Genomic DNA, 15391 nt, shown 5'->3' on the forward strand with positions numbered 1-15391 from the left:
GGTTTTATAAATGACAAAATATCAAGCAATTGATGGTGAAGCACTTTTAAAACTATTGCCCGTTGACCAATTGCGGGGTCGTTTGCAAGCCAATGCTGATATGAGCAAGGTTACATGGTTTCGCACCGGTGGCCCTGCTGAGGTGTTTTTTCAACCAGCAGATGAAGACGATTTGGCTATTTTACTACAATCACTACCAGAACATATTCCATTAACCATCGTTGGTATCGGTTCTAATTTGATGGTGCGTGATGGTGGTATAAAAGGCGTTGTTGTTCGTCTTTCCGCCAAAGGTTTTGGCAATGTTGTCTTGAATGATATTGGGCAATTGGTTGCAGGGGCGGCGGCATCTGATAAGAGCTTGGCAACTGCCGCACTTAACGAGAAAATTGGGGGCTTTCATTTTTATTTTGGCATCCCGGGTAGCATTGGCGGCGCTTTACGCATGAATGCTGGTGCTAATGGCATTGAGACGGCTGAGCGTTTGGTGGAAGCCCATGTGCTAGATAGGCAAGGTAATAAGCATATTATTAAAGCTGCTGATATGGGCTTTTCTTATCGCCATATTGCTATTGCTGATGATCTTATTTTTACCTCGGCAGTGTTTTCTGGTCATCAAGCCAATGAAGCTGATATTATAGCGGCGCGTGACGAGGTTATTCATCACCGTGAAAGCGTGCAGCCAGTGCGAGAAAAAACCGGTGGCTCAACATTTCGTAATCCTGATGGCACGTCAGCTTGGAAACTTATTGATGAGGCAGGGTGCCGTGGCTTACAAATTGGCGGCGCACAAATGTCGCCAATGCATTGCAATTTTATGATCAATGTCGGCAATGCCACCGCTTATGACCTTGAATTATTGGGTGAAACAGTACGCCAAAAAGTATTTGCCAACTGCGGTATTGACTTGCACTGGGAAATCAAACGCATTGGCCAATTTTTACCCGATAGACAGGTGATGCCTTTTGAGGCTGCGCCATAATATAAAAGATTACGCCCCATTAGAGCGCATTTCGATTTGATTGAATCAGATCCACCCTCTAATACATTGTTACACCGCGTTTTTTGTCCGAAAACCGCTTTACACTTTTCGGAAAACGCTCTAATGTTACAAGAAAATGCTATTGTAACAGAAAGATAAAAGGTGCCATTTTATAAATTGCACCTTTTATCTTGTTTACTCTTCATCTTTACTGCCAGAAGACGGAGTATCTGCTGCGTTTTTTTTAGGCTTAGCAGTTTTGGTTTCTGCAGCCTTTTTGTTTGTTACATTGCCTTTTGCAACACTTGGTGGTGTTTTGAAAACAGGTAAAGGGTCAGCTTTTACTTGGTCTGTTTTTTCAACAGGATTAACCAATTCAATAGTATCTTTGCGAAAAACTGCTGTTTTAAGTCTATCATCTTTAAACCAGATACAAGTTGCCTTACCGCCATCAACTTTTTGGGCGGTCATGGCAGGGCCACCTGATTTAAGCTTTACAATATCGCCAACTTTAAACATAGTTCTTCCTTTAATTTATCGCGAAAGTTAAACTATTATAAGTCACCAATATTGCGGTTTTATTATAAAATAGATTTAAGCTAAAATATCTAAAAGAACTTTGTTTGTAGAATGGAAAAGTATAATGCTAAATATTAAAAAAACTAACTAAAGCGGCCACCTTTTTCAATAACTTCAATTTGGTAACCATCAGGATCGGCCACAAAGAAAAAACGTGCAACTTTTTTACCCTGTTGATCTAATTGCACCAATTTGCGTGGGGCAAGGCCATCACGTTCAAATCTAGCATGGGTGGCATCAATATCATCGACGACAAAAGCTGCATGGCCATAGCCATCACCAAGATTATAAGGCTCGGTTCGGCCTTTATTGACCGTTAATTCCAATTCAAAACTATTTTCTTCATTGCTCAAGTAAATTAACGTAAAGTCGTCAAATTCTATTTTTTCTTCAACCTTTAGATTGAATGCTTTTTGGTAAAAATCAACCGATCGCTTTTCTTCAAGGACGCGGATCATGCTATGGACAAATTTTGCCATTGTCTTTTCCTTTACAGGCTATTTAGCTTCGTTCTAAATACATCTATAGCGTTTTTATTAAAGTTAGCCAAGGCATGCCAATATCCAACAAACAAGTCTTATGGATTTATTATATTAATCGTTTTAATATAACGGCTTAGTTTTAAATGTTTTACTTATAACGAAAAATGCATTAGAGCTGAAAGAAAATGGTTTACTTGATTTAGGGAGGCTCAACATGACCAATAATTCTGTTATTGCCAATATTAAACGCATTGTGGGGGAAAAGCATTGCTTAACAGACGCAAATCAGACAGAGCGTTATCGTAAGGGCTTCCGCTCAGGCGAGGGCGATGCAAAGCTGGTGATCATACCAGGCTCATTAACAGAATTATGGCAATGTTTAAAAATATTGGTTGCCAATGATTTTATTATTATCATGCAGGCATCCAATACGGGCCTTACCGAAGGATCGACCCCTAAAGGCAGCTATGAACGAGATGTCGCAATTATTTCCACCCTGCGCCTTGATCATATTTATGTGCTGGATGAGGGCAAGCAAATTATCAGTCAACCAGGTGGTACACTTTATAAGCTTGAGGATATTTTAAGCAGCTTTAATCGCGAGCCTCATTCGGTGATTGGTTCTTCTTGTATAGGTGCATCTATCATTGGTGGTATTTGTAATAATTCTGGCGGTGCTTTGGTAAAAAGAGGGCCAGCTTATACCGAATTATCGCTTTATGCGCAAATTGATAAAAAAGGCGAGTTACAACTTGTCAATCATCTAGGCATTGATCTTGGTGAAACTGCAGAAGAAATCTTGACCAAGCTTGATAATAAAGTGATCGATCCGGCATGGGTTAGCTATGATGTTGGCGCAGCTTCCAATCATGAATATAGTAAAAAAGTGCGCGAGGTGGATGCTGCTACCCCTGCAAGGTTCAATGCTGATCCCTCAGGGCTTTTTGAAGCTGCGGGCTCTGCTGGTAAAATCGCTGTTTTTGCTGTGCGCCTTGATAGTTTTGCAAAGGAAGAAAATAGTAAAATCTATTATATTGGTACTAATGATACCAATGATTTAACTGTTTTACGCCGCCGTATGCTAAGCGAGTTTGATGAATTGCCGATAAGCGGCGAATATATGCATCGTGATTGCTTTGATATATCGCATAAATATGGCAAGGATACTTTGCTTATGATTCATAAGCTTGGCACCAAACGCTTGCCAGGGTTTTTTGCCTTTAAAAAATCACTCGATACACGACTTGAGCATTTATCGTTTTTGCCGGTAAATCTATCGGACCGCATGATTCAAATGGCGACGCAGCTCGTGCCAGATGTTATGCCAAAGCGTATGCTGGATTATCGCAATCAATATGAACATCATCTTATTTTAAAAGTTTCCAGCAAATTGTCGGAGCAGACTGAAGTTTTGCTCAACGAAACTGTTGGATCTGGTTGGTTTTTATGCGATGCCGATGAAGGTAAAAAGGCAATGCTTAATCGCTTTGTTGCAGCTGGCGCGGTTATTCGCTATGCGCTGGTTCATCCCAAAACAGCAGAAGATGTCTTAGCGCTTGATATCGCCTTGCGGCGCAATGATGATGATTGGTTTGAGCGCTTGCCACCAGAAATCGATGCGCAAATTGAGCAGAAAGCTTATTACGGCCATTTTTTCTGCCATGTGCTACATCAAGATTACGTGGTCAAAAAAGGTGTTGATGTTAAAGCATTAAAAGCAAAAATGCTGGAAGTGCTTGACAAACGCGGCGCGGAATATCCAGCAGAGCATAATGTTGGCCATCTTTATAAAGCAAAGCCAGCCCTTGCCAATCATTATATGAAGCTTGATCCAACCAATAGTTTTAATCCCGGCATCGGTAAAACAAACAAAACGCGTTTTTATGCTGCTTGCTGTCCAGATTGTGATCAGTCCTTTAAAGCTGAAAAGGTAATTTGACAAATAGTTCTTCCTTGTTCAATATCCAATAAGGGTTGGATAAGAAAGAGGAGGATTATTTGAAAATGAAGCTATTTTATAGGCTTATGCTATTTTGTGTATTTATCACACTTCCTAGCACGTGGGTTTATGCAGAGGACGCCGCAAATGGTAAACCACCTGCTGCAGCCATTGCAAGTGCCCATTTTTTGGCAACTGAGGCTGGATTTGAAATTTTAGCAAAAGGTGGTAACGCGTTTGATGCAGCCATTGCAGTTTCATCGACATTATCAGTGGTGGAACCGATTAGTTCTGGTATTGGCGGCGGTGGTTTTTTCCTGCTGCATGATGCCGAAAGTGGCAAAGATATTTTTTTAGATGCGCGTGAAACATCGCCTAAATCTGCTCATCAAGGTAAATATAAAACGGCAGATGGCAAATTTGACAGTGATCGTGCAACCAATGGCCCTTGGGCCGCTGGAATACCTGGGCTTCCGGCCGCCCTTGTCTATCTTGCTGAGCATCATGGAAAATTGCCATTAAAAACATCTCTTGCGCCGGCAATTAAAGCTGCGCGTGACGGTTTTACTGTTTATGCGCGCATGGAAGAGGGGTATGAAAGCCGCCGTGAAGTGATGGAGCGTTATAAGGGGACGCGTGAAGTTTTTCTCAAAAATGGTGAGCCAATTAAAACTGGAGATTTGTTTAAACAACCAGACCTCGCTAATACGTTAGAAAAATTGGCAAATTTAGGCTATGACGGTTTTTATAAAGGCGATATTGCATCAAAGCTAGTCGATGGTGTGAATAGTGAGGGCGGTGAATGGACATTAGATGAACTTGCCAGCTATAAGGTAGTGGTTAGAGAGCCTTTACGTTTTAACTATCGTGATTGGCAAATTGTTACCGCTCCACCGCCATCATCAGGCGGTATTGCATTAGCACAAATTTTGCAAATTTTAGAGCCTTATGATCTTGCAAAAATGAATGAGGCGGATCGTGTGCATTTAACTGTTGAAGCCATGCGCCGCGCCTATCGTGATCGCACATTCTATCTTGGTGATCCTGATTTTGTTAAAATTCCAGTAAAGCTTTTAACCGCACCTGATTATGCCGCTGGATTGCGTGCTGGTATTAACCCTGACAAAGCAACACCAAGCACTATGTTATCAGGCAAGCCAACGCCGATGGAAGATGAAGAAACCACGCATTTTTCTATTCTTGATAAGCAAGGCAATATGGTTGCAGCGACACAAACGGTTAATCTTTTATATGGTTCTGGGCTTATTCCATCGGGTACGGGTGTTTTACTCAATAATGAAATGGATGATTTTGCCCTTATGCCAGGGGTACCAAATGCTTTTGGAGTTATGGGTTATGATGCCAATGCGCCACAGCCGGGTAAAAGAATGCTTAGTTCTATGTCGCCTACTTTCATGATATCAAAAGACAAAACTGCGATTTTGGGTACCCCGGGTGGGAGCCGCATTATTACCATGGTTCTCTTTGGTATTTTGGGCTATGATCAAGGGCTTAGTGCTCAACAAGTTGCTGCATTTCCACGCTATCACCATCAATGGTGGCCCGATAACATAGATATGGAAAATGAGGCAATCAGTGCCGCTGCAGTACCAAAATTAAAAGATTTGGGACATGACTTTGTAATACCTAAAAAGAATGACGATGGCACAACATCAAGTCACATTTGGGGTAATTTGCAAACAATCTTATGGGATCATGCTGGAAAAAAGGTAGATGCAGCATCTGATCCACGACATGACGTTGGCAAAGCATTGGTCGAATAATTTGTTCTGTTAATATCAAAAACGATAGTAGTGCATTTTTCTATATCAAATAGGCAATGCACTGCTTAAATTTTGGTTGCATTTTGTGGTTTGTTTTCAAAGAATTAATTTGCTATACCGCCCAAAACACAATTTGGATGCAAAAAGCTAATGAAGACTATTCCTATTTTTTCCGAGCTGGTGGATGCGCCTGTTAACCGAGTGCATTGCGTTACGCGAGTGGAAAATGGCGTAAAACAGCCAATTGAGGTTGCCATTGCGGAAGAAATAGCCGTAGCTGTAAGTTATGATGGTACTACCCATGCGGTAATGATGGCAACACCCGATGATTTGGCCGAGTTTGCCGTTGGTTTTAGCTTAACTGAAAATATTATTTCTGATATTTCTGAAATTGATGAAATTAATATTATTCGCCTTGACGATGGCGTCGATATTCAATTGCGTTTGGACGAGCGGCCGCGCAACGCTTTTTTAAAACGCCGCCGCCATATGGCAGGGCCAGTTGGTTGCGGCCTTTGTGGTATTGAATCGATTGAAGCTGCAATGCGTATTGTCCCTCAATATAAGGGGGGGCTAACAATCACAGCTAACGATGTTTGTGATGCTGTTGGGCTTTTAAATTTAGGGCAAAAACTAAATCAACTCACCCGCTGTGCTCATGCCGCTGGCTTTTATGTGGCAGGGCAAGGATTATTGGCAATTTGTGAAGATATTGGCCGCCATAATGCTGTTGATAAGCTTATTGGCACTTTGCTTCTGCAAAACGTTGATATTGGTTTTGGTGCAATTGTTGTCACCAGCCGTTTGTCCGTTGAAATTATTCAAAAAGCAGCAATTGCTGGCAGCGGTATCGTCATTGGTATTTCGGCGCCAACCGCCGAAGCCTTGCGCATAGGCAAGGCAGCCAATCTCACAGTGATTGCAAGGGCGCGCGGCCAAAGTTTCGAAATTCATTCACACGCAGAGCGCATTCTTTGAGATATTTTTTCTTATGCCAAAAATTTTTAGAATATGGGCTAAAATCGAGAAATTTGTTTTAGTATTCTGTAAGTTCGGCGAGTTTGGGTTTCGCAGTCTTTTGACATTAAAAATGCGCTTTTTACCAATTAAGATCGTCCATTAAAATGATCCGTGCATCTTGCTTCTTATGCATATCAATAAGCGGTACTAATTTTTGAAAATGCTCGCTTGCACTATGAATATCCAATGCATTTTTATCTGGCCACTGTTCGATAAAAATAAAATGGCTTTTATCCTGCTGGTCAACGCAAAATTCGTAAGAAATACAAAGAGGCTCTTTACGGGTTTCATCAACAAGCTGTTTAAAATACGGTAAAACCACATCAATGGCTTCTTCTTTTATGAAAAATTCAGCAATAACTTTTAACACGACTATATCCTTTGCTTTGTGGATTAGCTCTATTAAAACTGACGTAGAAGATAAAAGCAATATTTATTTAATTCAGTCAAGCCGTTAAAACTTAGATAGTATAATTCATAATGTGAGATCTTACCAACTAGGTTGATATGCCTTTAGAAAATGTTACCTAATATTGCAGAATAATATTTGAGATTTAAACAAAATAGCGGTTTTGCTTAATTTCCCTAGGAAAACTTTTAAATTTTTAACTGCGGAACTGGCAGTTTAATTCATAATGCACTAAATATGAGCTATGAGCGATTTTCCAGATGATATACCGTTTTTTGACGATGATGATAAACCATTGCGCGACGATGTTCCACCAGTAAGAACAGGTGGCATTGCAGCAAGGGCTATGGCTGCGCGGCAAGTAAAGCCAGCTGAGGCAGCCTATCTTGAAGGGCTAAACCCCGAGCAACGTTTAGCTGTTGTTACTACAGAAGGGCCAGTGCTTGTGCTTGCTGGTGCAGGAACAGGTAAAACCCGCGTTTTAACCACCCGCATTGGCCATATTCTATCGTTAGGCCTTGCCTATCCTAGTCAAATTTTAGCCGTAACCTTTACCAATAAAGCTGCGCGTGAAATGAAACACCGTATTGGCGATCTTGTTGGCGGTGCGGTTGAAGGCATGCCTTGGCTTGGTACCTTCCACTCAATTGGTGTTAAATTGTTGCGCCGTCATGCCGAGCTTGCTGGTTTACGCAGTGATTTTACAATTCTTGATACTGATGATGTTATTCGTCTTATCAAACAACTTATTCAGGCTGAAGGGCTTGATGATAAGCGTTGGCCAGCTCGCGCTTTTGCGCAAATGATTGATGGTTGGAAAAATCGTGGCCTATCGCCTGAAAAAATTTCTGAAGGTGATGCGCGTTCATTCGGTAATGGCAAGGGCCGTGAACTTTACCGCGCCTATCAAGATCGTTTGAAAGTTTTGAATTGCTGTGATTTTGGCGATTTGCTGTTGCATCCAATTCGTATTTTTCAAAACAATCCCGATGTTTTGCGTGAATATCATAAAAAATTCCGGTATATTTTGGTCGACGAATATCAAGATACCAATACAGCGCAATATTTGTGGTTACGCCTGTTAGCACAGCGGCCAAATGGCGAAACGGTTAATTTGTGCTGTGTGGGTGATGATGACCAGTCTATTTATGGTTGGCGCGGCGCTGAAGTTGATAATATTTTACGCTTTGAAAAAGATTTTCCAGGTGCAGTTGTTGTGCGCCTTGAGCGTAATTATCGCTCAACTACCCATATTTTGGCAACTGCATCGCACCTTATTTCCTATAATGAGGGGCGGCTTGGTAAAACTCTATTTACCGAGCTAGACCATAGCGACGCACAAAAAGTCCAAGTGCATGCGGCTTGGGATTCTGAAGAGGAAGCCCGCGCCGTTGGCGAAGAGATTGAACAATTGCAACGCCAAGGCCATGCACTTAATGATATGGCTATTTTGGTGCGTGCTTCATTTCAAATGCGTGAATTTGAAGATCGCTTTGTAACACTTGGTTTAAATTATCGGGTGATTGGCGGCCCGCGCTTTTATGAGCGGATGGAAATTCGCGATGCCATGGCTTATTTCCGGGTTGTTGCGCAACCTTTGGATGATCTTGCTTTTGAGCGTATCGTTAATACGCCAAAGCGTGGTCTTGGTGATGCAACTATTCGGCAAATCCATGATGCGGCGCGGGCGCGTAATATTTCGATGTTTGCCGCAAGTGCGGAACTGGTTGAGACCGATGAATTAAAGCCAAAGCCGCGCAGTGCCCTTCGTGAAGTGGTGGAAAATTTCCGCCGTTGGCAAGATAGGCTCAATAATACTCCCCATACCGAACTTGCTGAAGCAATACTTGACGAGTCAGGCTATACAGCAATGTGGCAAAATGATCGCTCGGCAGAAGCACCGGGCCGGCTTGAAAACTTGAAAGAGCTTATTCGCTCGATGGAAGAGTTTGAAAGCCTGCGCGGCTTTTTAGAGCATGTCTCATTGGTCATGGATGCCGAGCAAAATGAAGCAACTGACGCGGTAAATATTATGACCTTGCATTCGGCTAAGGGCTTGGAATTTGATACGGTGTTCTTACCTGGTTGGGAGGAGGGGTTATTTCCTCATCAACGCTCCCTTGATGAGGGGGGGCGATCTGGTCTTGAGGAAGAGCGCCGACTTGCTTATGTTGGTGTAACGCGAGCTAAAAAAAATCTTCATATTTGGTTTGTATCCAACCGCCGCATTCATGGCCTTTGGCAAACAACAATTCCTTCGCGCTTCTTAGACGAATTGCCCGAAAGTCATGTTGAGGTTGGTGCGGTAGATGCCAGTTACGGTGGCTATGGTCAATCGCGTTTTGATCGCCATGATCCATTTGAAAATACTTATGCAACACCTGGTTGGCAACGTGCCCAGCAGCATAAGAATAAGGCAACGCGCGACAATTGGGGTAATCGTTCTGGTGCTAATGTTGAGCGCGTTGGCTATGGTGAAGCGCAGGCTGGTTTTGGTGCAAATAAGTTTAGCGGTAAAACAATCAATGGGGAATTAGTTGCAAAATCTGTTTCTGATGTGCCTTCGGATTTTAAGATCGGTGATCGTGTTTTCCATATGAAATTTGGCAATGGAGACGTGGCTAATATTGAGGGTACGAAATTAACCATTAATTTTGACAAGGCGGGGCAAAAGCGCGTTGTTGATAGTTTTGTAAAAAAACTTTGAATCTTATAATAATTGGTGGTTTTATATAGAAATCCTATTGTTTTTTTAAAAAAATACAAAAAAAATCAAAAAAAACGGTGTCTTGCGTTGAAAGCCACCGTTTTGATCCCTATAACCAATGCACGATCAATTAAGCGTGAAATTCATGCAAATTATGAGGTAGAGATGCCCTGGAGTAATCAAAGTGGAGGCAGCGGCCCATCGGGAGGCAGCGGAAATAAAGGCGGCCCATGGGGTGGCGGCGGAAATAATAATGATGGCAATAAAAGCCCTTGGGGCCGTCCAAATGGCAGCGGCAATAATGGTAATAACGGCAATAATAATGGTGGTAATGGTGGCGGTAAGGGTGGCCCAACGCCGCCTGACATGGACGAATTATTGCGCAAAGGCCAACAAAAGCTGCAACAATTCGGCAGTGGTTTTATTATCCTAATTGTTATAATCCTTGCTGTGCTTTTCTGGCTTTATAAATCAATATTTTTTGTTGAGCCTAATGAAATGGCAATTAAATTGCGCTTTGGTGTGCCGCAGGAAGACGTTTTGATTGATGGTGGACATTTTCAAATTTGGCCAATTGAAAGCCACCGAAAGGTGATTACATCGCAAACTCAAATTAGCATTGGTGATAATCCTACCGATAGCCTTATGTTAACCAGTGACCAAAATATGGTAAGCGTTAAGTTTTCCGTTTACTATAATGTAACACAACCTGAGGAATATCTTTTTAACGTTGACAAGCCATATGATACTATTAAGCAGGTAGCAGAAAGTGCAATGCGCGAGGTTGTTGGTCGTCGTAAAATGGATGATGTCTTGCGTGAGAAGCGCTCCGAGGTTGCAGCAGATGTCTTGGCTATTATAAAACAAACACTTGCTCAATACAAAATTGGTGTGACGGTAAATCAGGTTGCTTTGGGTGAAACATCACCGCCGCAAAACGTTAAGGCAGCCTTTGATCTTGTTGAGCAAGCGGAACAGCAAGGTAACCAAATGCGTAGTAACGCCGAACAGTATAAGGCTAAAAAAGAAGGTGAAGCTTTTGGTGAAATATCACGATTATCAGAAGTTGCCAATGCTTATAAGGCACGAGTTATTGCCGAAGCTAATGGTCGTGCTGAGCGTTTTAAAGCCATTGCCGAACAAGAAAAAATTGCGCCAGATGTAACCCGTTATCGAATTTATGTTGATACTATGGAACAAATTTTGATGGCTCCTAATAAGTTGGTGATAGATAAAAGCAATAACGGTGTTGTTCCCTATTTGCCGCTTAACAACATGCTTCAGTCACAACAATCAGGTAATGGTTCGAGTGGAAAACCAGTAATGAATAGTTTAACTGGACAGTCAGTTGTTGAGGGAGGAAAATAGTCATGAAACAAAGTTCTCTCATAGCAACTTTGATTGCATTCGCTGTGGTTGTTATCGGTTTTTCGATGTCAGCTTTCATTGTTTATCCTAACGAGCAGGTTGTAGTAAAACGGGTTAGCCAAATTGTGCGCGTTGCAAAACAGCCTGGCATTTATTTTAAACTTCCTTTTGTTGAGGAATTGGTCCCGATTGATAATCGTTTATTGCGTTTTGATTTGAAGACAATTCCAGTACAGGTAAAAAATGGCCGCTATTATGAAGTAGATGCCTTTTTGATGTACCGCATCGTTGATGCGGAAATGTTTATCAAGCAAATACGGGATGGCAAGCCATCAACGGCTGAAACCAAAAATCTTGACGAGCGTTTCCGTAGTGCTCTTGGCGCTGTTTACGGCTTGAGTGAATATAGTGCAGCACTATCTGAACAGCGTGTTGGTATGATGCGCGATATTAAACAGCAAATGATAGAGGAGGCAAAGCCTCTCGGTATTGAGATTGTTGATGTACGTATCCGTAAAACTGATCTTCCTAGCAATTTGTCAAAGGGAATTTATGATCGTATGGAACAAGAACGTAAGGCCGTTGCTGAAACTATTCTTGCCCGTGGTAATGCAGATCAAATCCGTATCAAAGCCCAAGCTGATAGCAAATATATAAAAGACGTTTCAAAAGCAGCGAGTGAAGCTGAAAAGACTAAAGGTGAGGGACAAGCAGAGGCTGCACGTTTGATGAATGAAGCCGTTGGTTCTAATCCTGATTTTTATCAATTCTGGCTAACTATGGACAAGTACCAGAATATTAAAGATACACCTATGGTTATAACGCCGGATTGGTCCTTCTTTAATCTTATGCGTAATCCGAATGGCGAGGTAAAACCACAAAATTAAGACTTGTCTAACAAGTATTTGTGAAATGCAAAGCGGCCAATTTAATATTGGCCGCTTTTATTTTATCTACCTATTTGAATTTTTATGGTTCGTTATCTATTCTTGTCAGTACGCTAAGCTACTCTCAGTTTTTAGATGTATCATTGGTAATAAAGAGTTGCTTTAATTTTTGCTGAAAATGTTTAATTGTTGGCAAGGATTGTGTCATACTTTAAAATCCACATTATTTAAAAAACATAAAAAAACCCGCAAAAGCGGGTTTTTTGCGTTTTAATAGAAATAAAAAAATCCCTATAATGATGCAGTGCTATTTTCAAAGATGAGTTTTTGCAACATTTGCTCAGCTTGTGCTTCGCGCTGTGAACGGGCGATAAAGCCGCCGCCTAAAACGCGGGAACCGTTATCTTCATTGTCATAAACAACACAAGCCTGACCCGGTGCAACGCCGCTTTCGCCTTCTAATAGTTCAACAACAAACTCACCATTTTCATAACGAAGAATTGCTGGGCGAGGTGGGCGGGTTGACCTAACTTTTGCGGCAACTTCTATGCCGTCAACTGGAAAGTCATCGAGATCTTGGTCACCGAGCCAATTAGCATCACGTAAATAAATCCGATGGGTTTGTAGGGCTTCTCTTTGGCCAACAATAACGCGGGCACGCTCAGCATCAAGATGAACCACATAAAGGGCTTCACCTGTTGCAACACCAATACCGCGGCGCTGACCTATGGTATAATTCATAATACCTTCATGGCGTCCCAAAATTCGACCATCAATATGCACAATGTCACCGGGATTTGCAGCGTCTGGCTTTAATTTGCTGATAACATCGCTATAACGGCCTTGCGGCACAAAGCAAATATCCTGACTATCGTGCTTTTGCGCAACGGTTAGCCCCATTTCTTCCGCAAGCTTGCGTACTTCTGCTTTTGGCAGGCCACCTAAAGGAAAGCGCAAATAATCAATCTGCTCTTGTGTTGTCGCAAAAAGGAAGTAGCTTTGGTCACGCTCTGCATCAATAGGGCGATAAAGTGCACGATGGGCACCGTTTTGCTTACTGCGAATATAATGGCCGGTTGCAAGGGCATCTGCACCAAGTTCTTGTGCTGTTGCTAATAAATCGGCAAATTTTACCGTTTGGTTACAAGCAACACATGGAATTGGTGTTTCGCCATGGGCATAGCTTTCGGCAAATGGATTAATCACAGCTTCACGAAAGCGTTGTTCATAATCAAGCACATAATGAGGAATACCCAGTGTTTCGCAAACACGGCGTGCATCCTCAATATCTTGGCCTGCACAGCAGGCACCAACACGGTGCACAGCAGCACCATGATCATAAAGCTGTAATGTTACCCCTAAAACATCATAACCTTCTTGCTTTAATATGCCAGCCACAACGGACGAATCAACGCCGCCGGACATGGCAACCACTACCCGGGTCTCCGCTGGAGAACGTGGTAGATCGAGACTATTTAAAGACATCAATGTCACCTTTCAGACATTATGGAAATATATACCGATCAAGGCTGGTATAAAAGCCATAGACGAAGTCCAACAAAGGAAATGTCGAATTTTGCGATTACATCGCAAAACTCAGTCCATTATAAAATGAAAACTGGAAGATTGCACTCACAATTATAAAACAAATTAATGGATTTATCGCACTATATATGAAATTTTTTAAAAAAAATAAAGTGTCTAGTTAGTCTCAACTTTACTAAAAATTGCTATTTTCATCATAAGTGTTTATTTTTAAATGATATTTTAAAATTTTAAATTTTTAAATATTAATTATTCGTTACGATGAGTTTAGTTAAATCTTAAAGCTAATAGGATAGTTTTGAGTCTGTGATTGGGTCCTTGAGAAGAGTAGAGAGTACAATGACCGATCTTGTAAGACAGAGAATAAAATATGTAATTGGTCCAGATGGAAGTCCTTTGACGATGTCTGACCTGCCACCTAAAAATACAAGGCGTTGGGTTATACGACGCAAGGCAGAAGTAGTTGCAGCCGTTCGCGGCGGATTATTAAGCCTTGACGAAGCATGTCAACGCTACACACTCACGGTAGAGGAATTTTTGTCTTGGCAAACCTCGATTGATGAGCATGGCTTAGCAGGACTGCGCACCACGCGTATTCAGCAATATCGCCATTAATATATAGTCTTTGGGCAATTTTCTATTTTTTTAAATGGCAATTGTTTAAAAATGCAAAAAACATTATGGCCGGATTATATCCGGCCATAAATATTTTTAGATTAAGCGTTTACGCTCATAGGCATCAAACTATCTTTATTTTCCAAAATTTGACTATATTGCTAACTGTTAAAGATCATTAAGTTGTGATTTGCGTATTATGGCTTTAATGGCGCAAACATATGATGAGCAATCCAAAAATGGAGAATGCAATTATGGTTGATTTAGATGAGGATAAAAAGCGTTTTGGTAATGATCCGAAGAATTTATTTGCCGATAATTTAAAAGTTGTCCATAAGCGTATTGCAATTGCAGCCGCGGCAACTGGCCGCCAAGCAAGCGATATTCGGTTACTGGTGGTCACAAAAACAGTACCTGCGCATATTTTGCGTTTTGTTCATGATCTGGGCATTGATAATTTTGGTGAGAATAAAATACAAGAAGCAAAGGAAAAGTCCGAAATCTTAGCTGATTTAAATATTCGTTGGAGTATGATTGGCCATTTGCAAAGCAATAAGGTTAAATATCTTGTGCGGTTTGCCTCTGAGTTTCAAGCTCTTGATAGCCTTACACTCGCAGAAGAATTAAACCGCCGCCTCGATAATTTGGGACGCGATCTTGATGTATTTGTGCAGGTCAATACATCCGGCGAAGAAAGCAAATATGGACTTCATCCGGATGACTTGCTGCCATTTTTAGAAAGCTTAAAAAAATATCCACGTTTGAAGCCTAAAGGATTAATGACTTTAGCTATTTTATCTGATGATCCTGTGCTAATACGTCCGTGCTTTAAACTTTTAAAGCAATTGCGCGATACTGCCCGAAACAAATATCCAGAAATTGAAAAACTATCAATGGGAATGTCTGGAGATTTTGAAATGGCGATTGAAGAGGGCGCAGATGTTGTTCGTGTTGGACAAGCTATATTTGGGCCGCGTCCCACAAAAGATTCAGACTATTGGCCAGCTTTGTTTCATTAAAATATTTGTCTTTAAAAGCAGCTTTTTAAAAAGCTGCTTTTTAATTTTTAAGGTG

General features: G+C 41.4%; 13 protein-coding genes. 9 read left to right on the top strand and 4 right to left on the bottom strand.

Features of this window, described 5'->3' with window-relative positions:
* The first annotated feature begins 10 nt into the window (after nucleotides 1–10).
* Nucleotides 11–982, top strand: a complete 972-nt coding sequence (gene murB / locus N5852_RS04490; RefSeq protein WP_262099224.1) for a UDP-N-acetylmuramate dehydrogenase — start codon at nucleotides 11–13, stop codon at nucleotides 980–982.
* Nucleotides 983–1177: 195 nt separating this feature from the next.
* Here murB and N5852_RS04495 read toward each other — a convergent pair whose 3' ends face one another.
* Together N5852_RS04495 and N5852_RS04500 are read right to left on the bottom strand one after the other, a co-directional pair.
* On the bottom strand, nucleotides 1178–1501 hold the full coding sequence (locus tag N5852_RS04495; protein ID WP_262099225.1) for a YodC family protein: 324 nt from the start codon (nucleotides 1499–1501) through the stop codon (nucleotides 1178–1180).
* A gap of 143 nt (nucleotides 1502–1644) precedes the next feature.
* Complete coding sequence (locus tag N5852_RS04500; protein WP_262099226.1) at nucleotides 1645–2040, bottom strand: VOC family protein; 396 nt, start codon at nucleotides 2038–2040, stop codon at nucleotides 1645–1647.
* A gap of 217 nt (nucleotides 2041–2257) precedes the next feature.
* On the opposite strand from N5852_RS04500, the gene dld reads away from it, so the two are divergent.
* From dld to fdhD, 3 genes are all read left to right on the top strand, one after another.
* On the top strand, nucleotides 2258–3982 hold the full coding sequence (gene dld / locus N5852_RS04505) for a D-lactate dehydrogenase (RefSeq protein ID WP_262099227.1): 1725 nt from the start codon (nucleotides 2258–2260) through the stop codon (nucleotides 3980–3982).
* 65 nt (nucleotides 3983–4047) lie between these two features.
* A complete protein-coding gene (gene ggt, locus N5852_RS04510) occupies nucleotides 4048–5766 on the top strand; it encodes a gamma-glutamyltransferase (RefSeq protein ID WP_262099228.1) in 1719 nt (572 codons plus the stop codon).
* Nucleotides 5767–5916: 150 nt separating this feature from the next.
* Nucleotides 5917–6744 (top strand): formate dehydrogenase accessory sulfurtransferase FdhD, encoded by an 828-nt coding sequence (gene fdhD / locus N5852_RS04515; protein WP_262099229.1) that lies wholly within the window; start codon nucleotides 5917–5919, stop codon nucleotides 6742–6744.
* Nucleotides 6745–6865: 121 nt separating this feature from the next.
* Here the strand turns inward: fdhD and N5852_RS04520 are convergent, their stop codons facing one another.
* Nucleotides 6866–7156: a putative quinol monooxygenase gene (locus N5852_RS04520; protein WP_262099230.1), complete on the bottom strand. Its 291-nt coding sequence runs from the start codon at nucleotides 7154–7156 to the stop codon at nucleotides 6866–6868.
* A gap of 283 nt (nucleotides 7157–7439) precedes the next feature.
* On the opposite strand from N5852_RS04520, the gene N5852_RS04525 reads away from it, so the two are divergent.
* The 3 genes from N5852_RS04525 to hflC all read left to right on the top strand — a co-directional run bounded on the left by N5852_RS04525 (nucleotide 7440) and on the right by hflC (nucleotide 12157).
* Nucleotides 7440–9902 (top strand): ATP-dependent helicase, encoded by a 2463-nt coding sequence (locus tag N5852_RS04525; RefSeq protein WP_262099231.1) that lies wholly within the window; start codon nucleotides 7440–7442, stop codon nucleotides 9900–9902.
* Between the two features lie 165 nt (nucleotides 9903–10067).
* Nucleotides 10068–11270 (top strand): FtsH protease activity modulator HflK, encoded by a 1203-nt coding sequence (gene hflK, locus N5852_RS04530; protein ID WP_262099232.1) that lies wholly within the window; start codon nucleotides 10068–10070, stop codon nucleotides 11268–11270.
* A gap of 2 nt (nucleotides 11271–11272) precedes the next feature.
* The gene (hflC, locus tag N5852_RS04535; protein ID WP_262099233.1) at nucleotides 11273–12157 is read left to right on the top strand and encodes a protease modulator HflC; all 885 of its coding nucleotides are present in this window, start codon (nucleotides 11273–11275) and stop codon (nucleotides 12155–12157) included.
* Nucleotides 12158–12448: 291 nt separating this feature from the next.
* Here the strand turns inward: hflC and mnmA are convergent, their stop codons facing one another.
* A complete protein-coding gene (gene mnmA, locus N5852_RS04540) occupies nucleotides 12449–13642 on the bottom strand; it encodes a tRNA 2-thiouridine(34) synthase MnmA (protein ID WP_262099234.1) in 1194 nt (397 codons plus the stop codon).
* 399 nt (nucleotides 13643–14041) lie between these two features.
* Here mnmA and N5852_RS04545 point away from each other — a divergent pair, with 399 nt between their 5' ends.
* Both N5852_RS04545 and N5852_RS04550 read left to right on the top strand, forming a co-directional pair.
* The gene (locus tag N5852_RS04545) at nucleotides 14042–14317 is read left to right on the top strand and encodes a CtrA inhibitor SciP (RefSeq protein ID WP_182418876.1); all 276 of its coding nucleotides are present in this window, start codon (nucleotides 14042–14044) and stop codon (nucleotides 14315–14317) included.
* Between the two features lie 254 nt (nucleotides 14318–14571).
* On the top strand, nucleotides 14572–15336 hold the full coding sequence (locus tag N5852_RS04550) for a YggS family pyridoxal phosphate-dependent enzyme (protein ID WP_262099235.1): 765 nt from the start codon (nucleotides 14572–14574) through the stop codon (nucleotides 15334–15336).
* The last annotated feature ends 55 nt before the right edge of the window (nucleotides 15337–15391 follow it).

The organism is Bartonella sp. HY328 (genome assembly GCF_025449335.1).
In the GTDB taxonomy this organism is placed as follows: Bacteria; Pseudomonadota; Alphaproteobacteria; order Rhizobiales; family Rhizobiaceae; genus HY038.

Bases quoted from the DNA above. Each gene is read 5' to 3' on its own strand.
- mnmA (WP_262099234.1), bottom strand. From the start codon at position 13,642: ATGTCTTTAAATAGTCTCGATCTACCACGTTCTCCAGCGGAGACCCGG.
- N5852_RS04495 (WP_262099225.1), bottom strand. From the start codon at position 1,501: ATGTTTAAAGTTGGCGATATTGTAAAGCTTAAATCAGGTGGCCCTGCC.
- N5852_RS04550 (WP_262099235.1), top strand. From the start codon at position 14,572: ATGGTTGATTTAGATGAGGATAAAAAGCGTTTTGGTAATGATCCGAAG.
- N5852_RS04525 (WP_262099231.1), top strand. From the start codon at position 7,440: ATGAGCGATTTTCCAGATGATATACCGTTTTTTGACGATGATGATAAA.
- murB (WP_262099224.1), top strand. From the start codon at position 11: ATGACAAAATATCAAGCAATTGATGGTGAAGCACTTTTAAAACTATTG.
- ggt (WP_262099228.1), top strand. From the start codon at position 4,048: ATGAAGCTATTTTATAGGCTTATGCTATTTTGTGTATTTATCACACTT.
- N5852_RS04545 (WP_182418876.1), top strand. From the start codon at position 14,042: ATGACCGATCTTGTAAGACAGAGAATAAAATATGTAATTGGTCCAGAT.
- fdhD (WP_262099229.1), top strand. From the start codon at position 5,917: ATGAAGACTATTCCTATTTTTTCCGAGCTGGTGGATGCGCCTGTTAAC.
- dld (WP_262099227.1), top strand. From the start codon at position 2,258: ATGACCAATAATTCTGTTATTGCCAATATTAAACGCATTGTGGGGGAA.
- hflC (WP_262099233.1), top strand. From the start codon at position 11,273: ATGAAACAAAGTTCTCTCATAGCAACTTTGATTGCATTCGCTGTGGTT.
- hflK (WP_262099232.1), top strand. From the start codon at position 10,068: ATGCCCTGGAGTAATCAAAGTGGAGGCAGCGGCCCATCGGGAGGCAGC.
- N5852_RS04500 (WP_262099226.1), bottom strand. From the start codon at position 2,040: ATGGCAAAATTTGTCCATAGCATGATCCGCGTCCTTGAAGAAAAGCGA.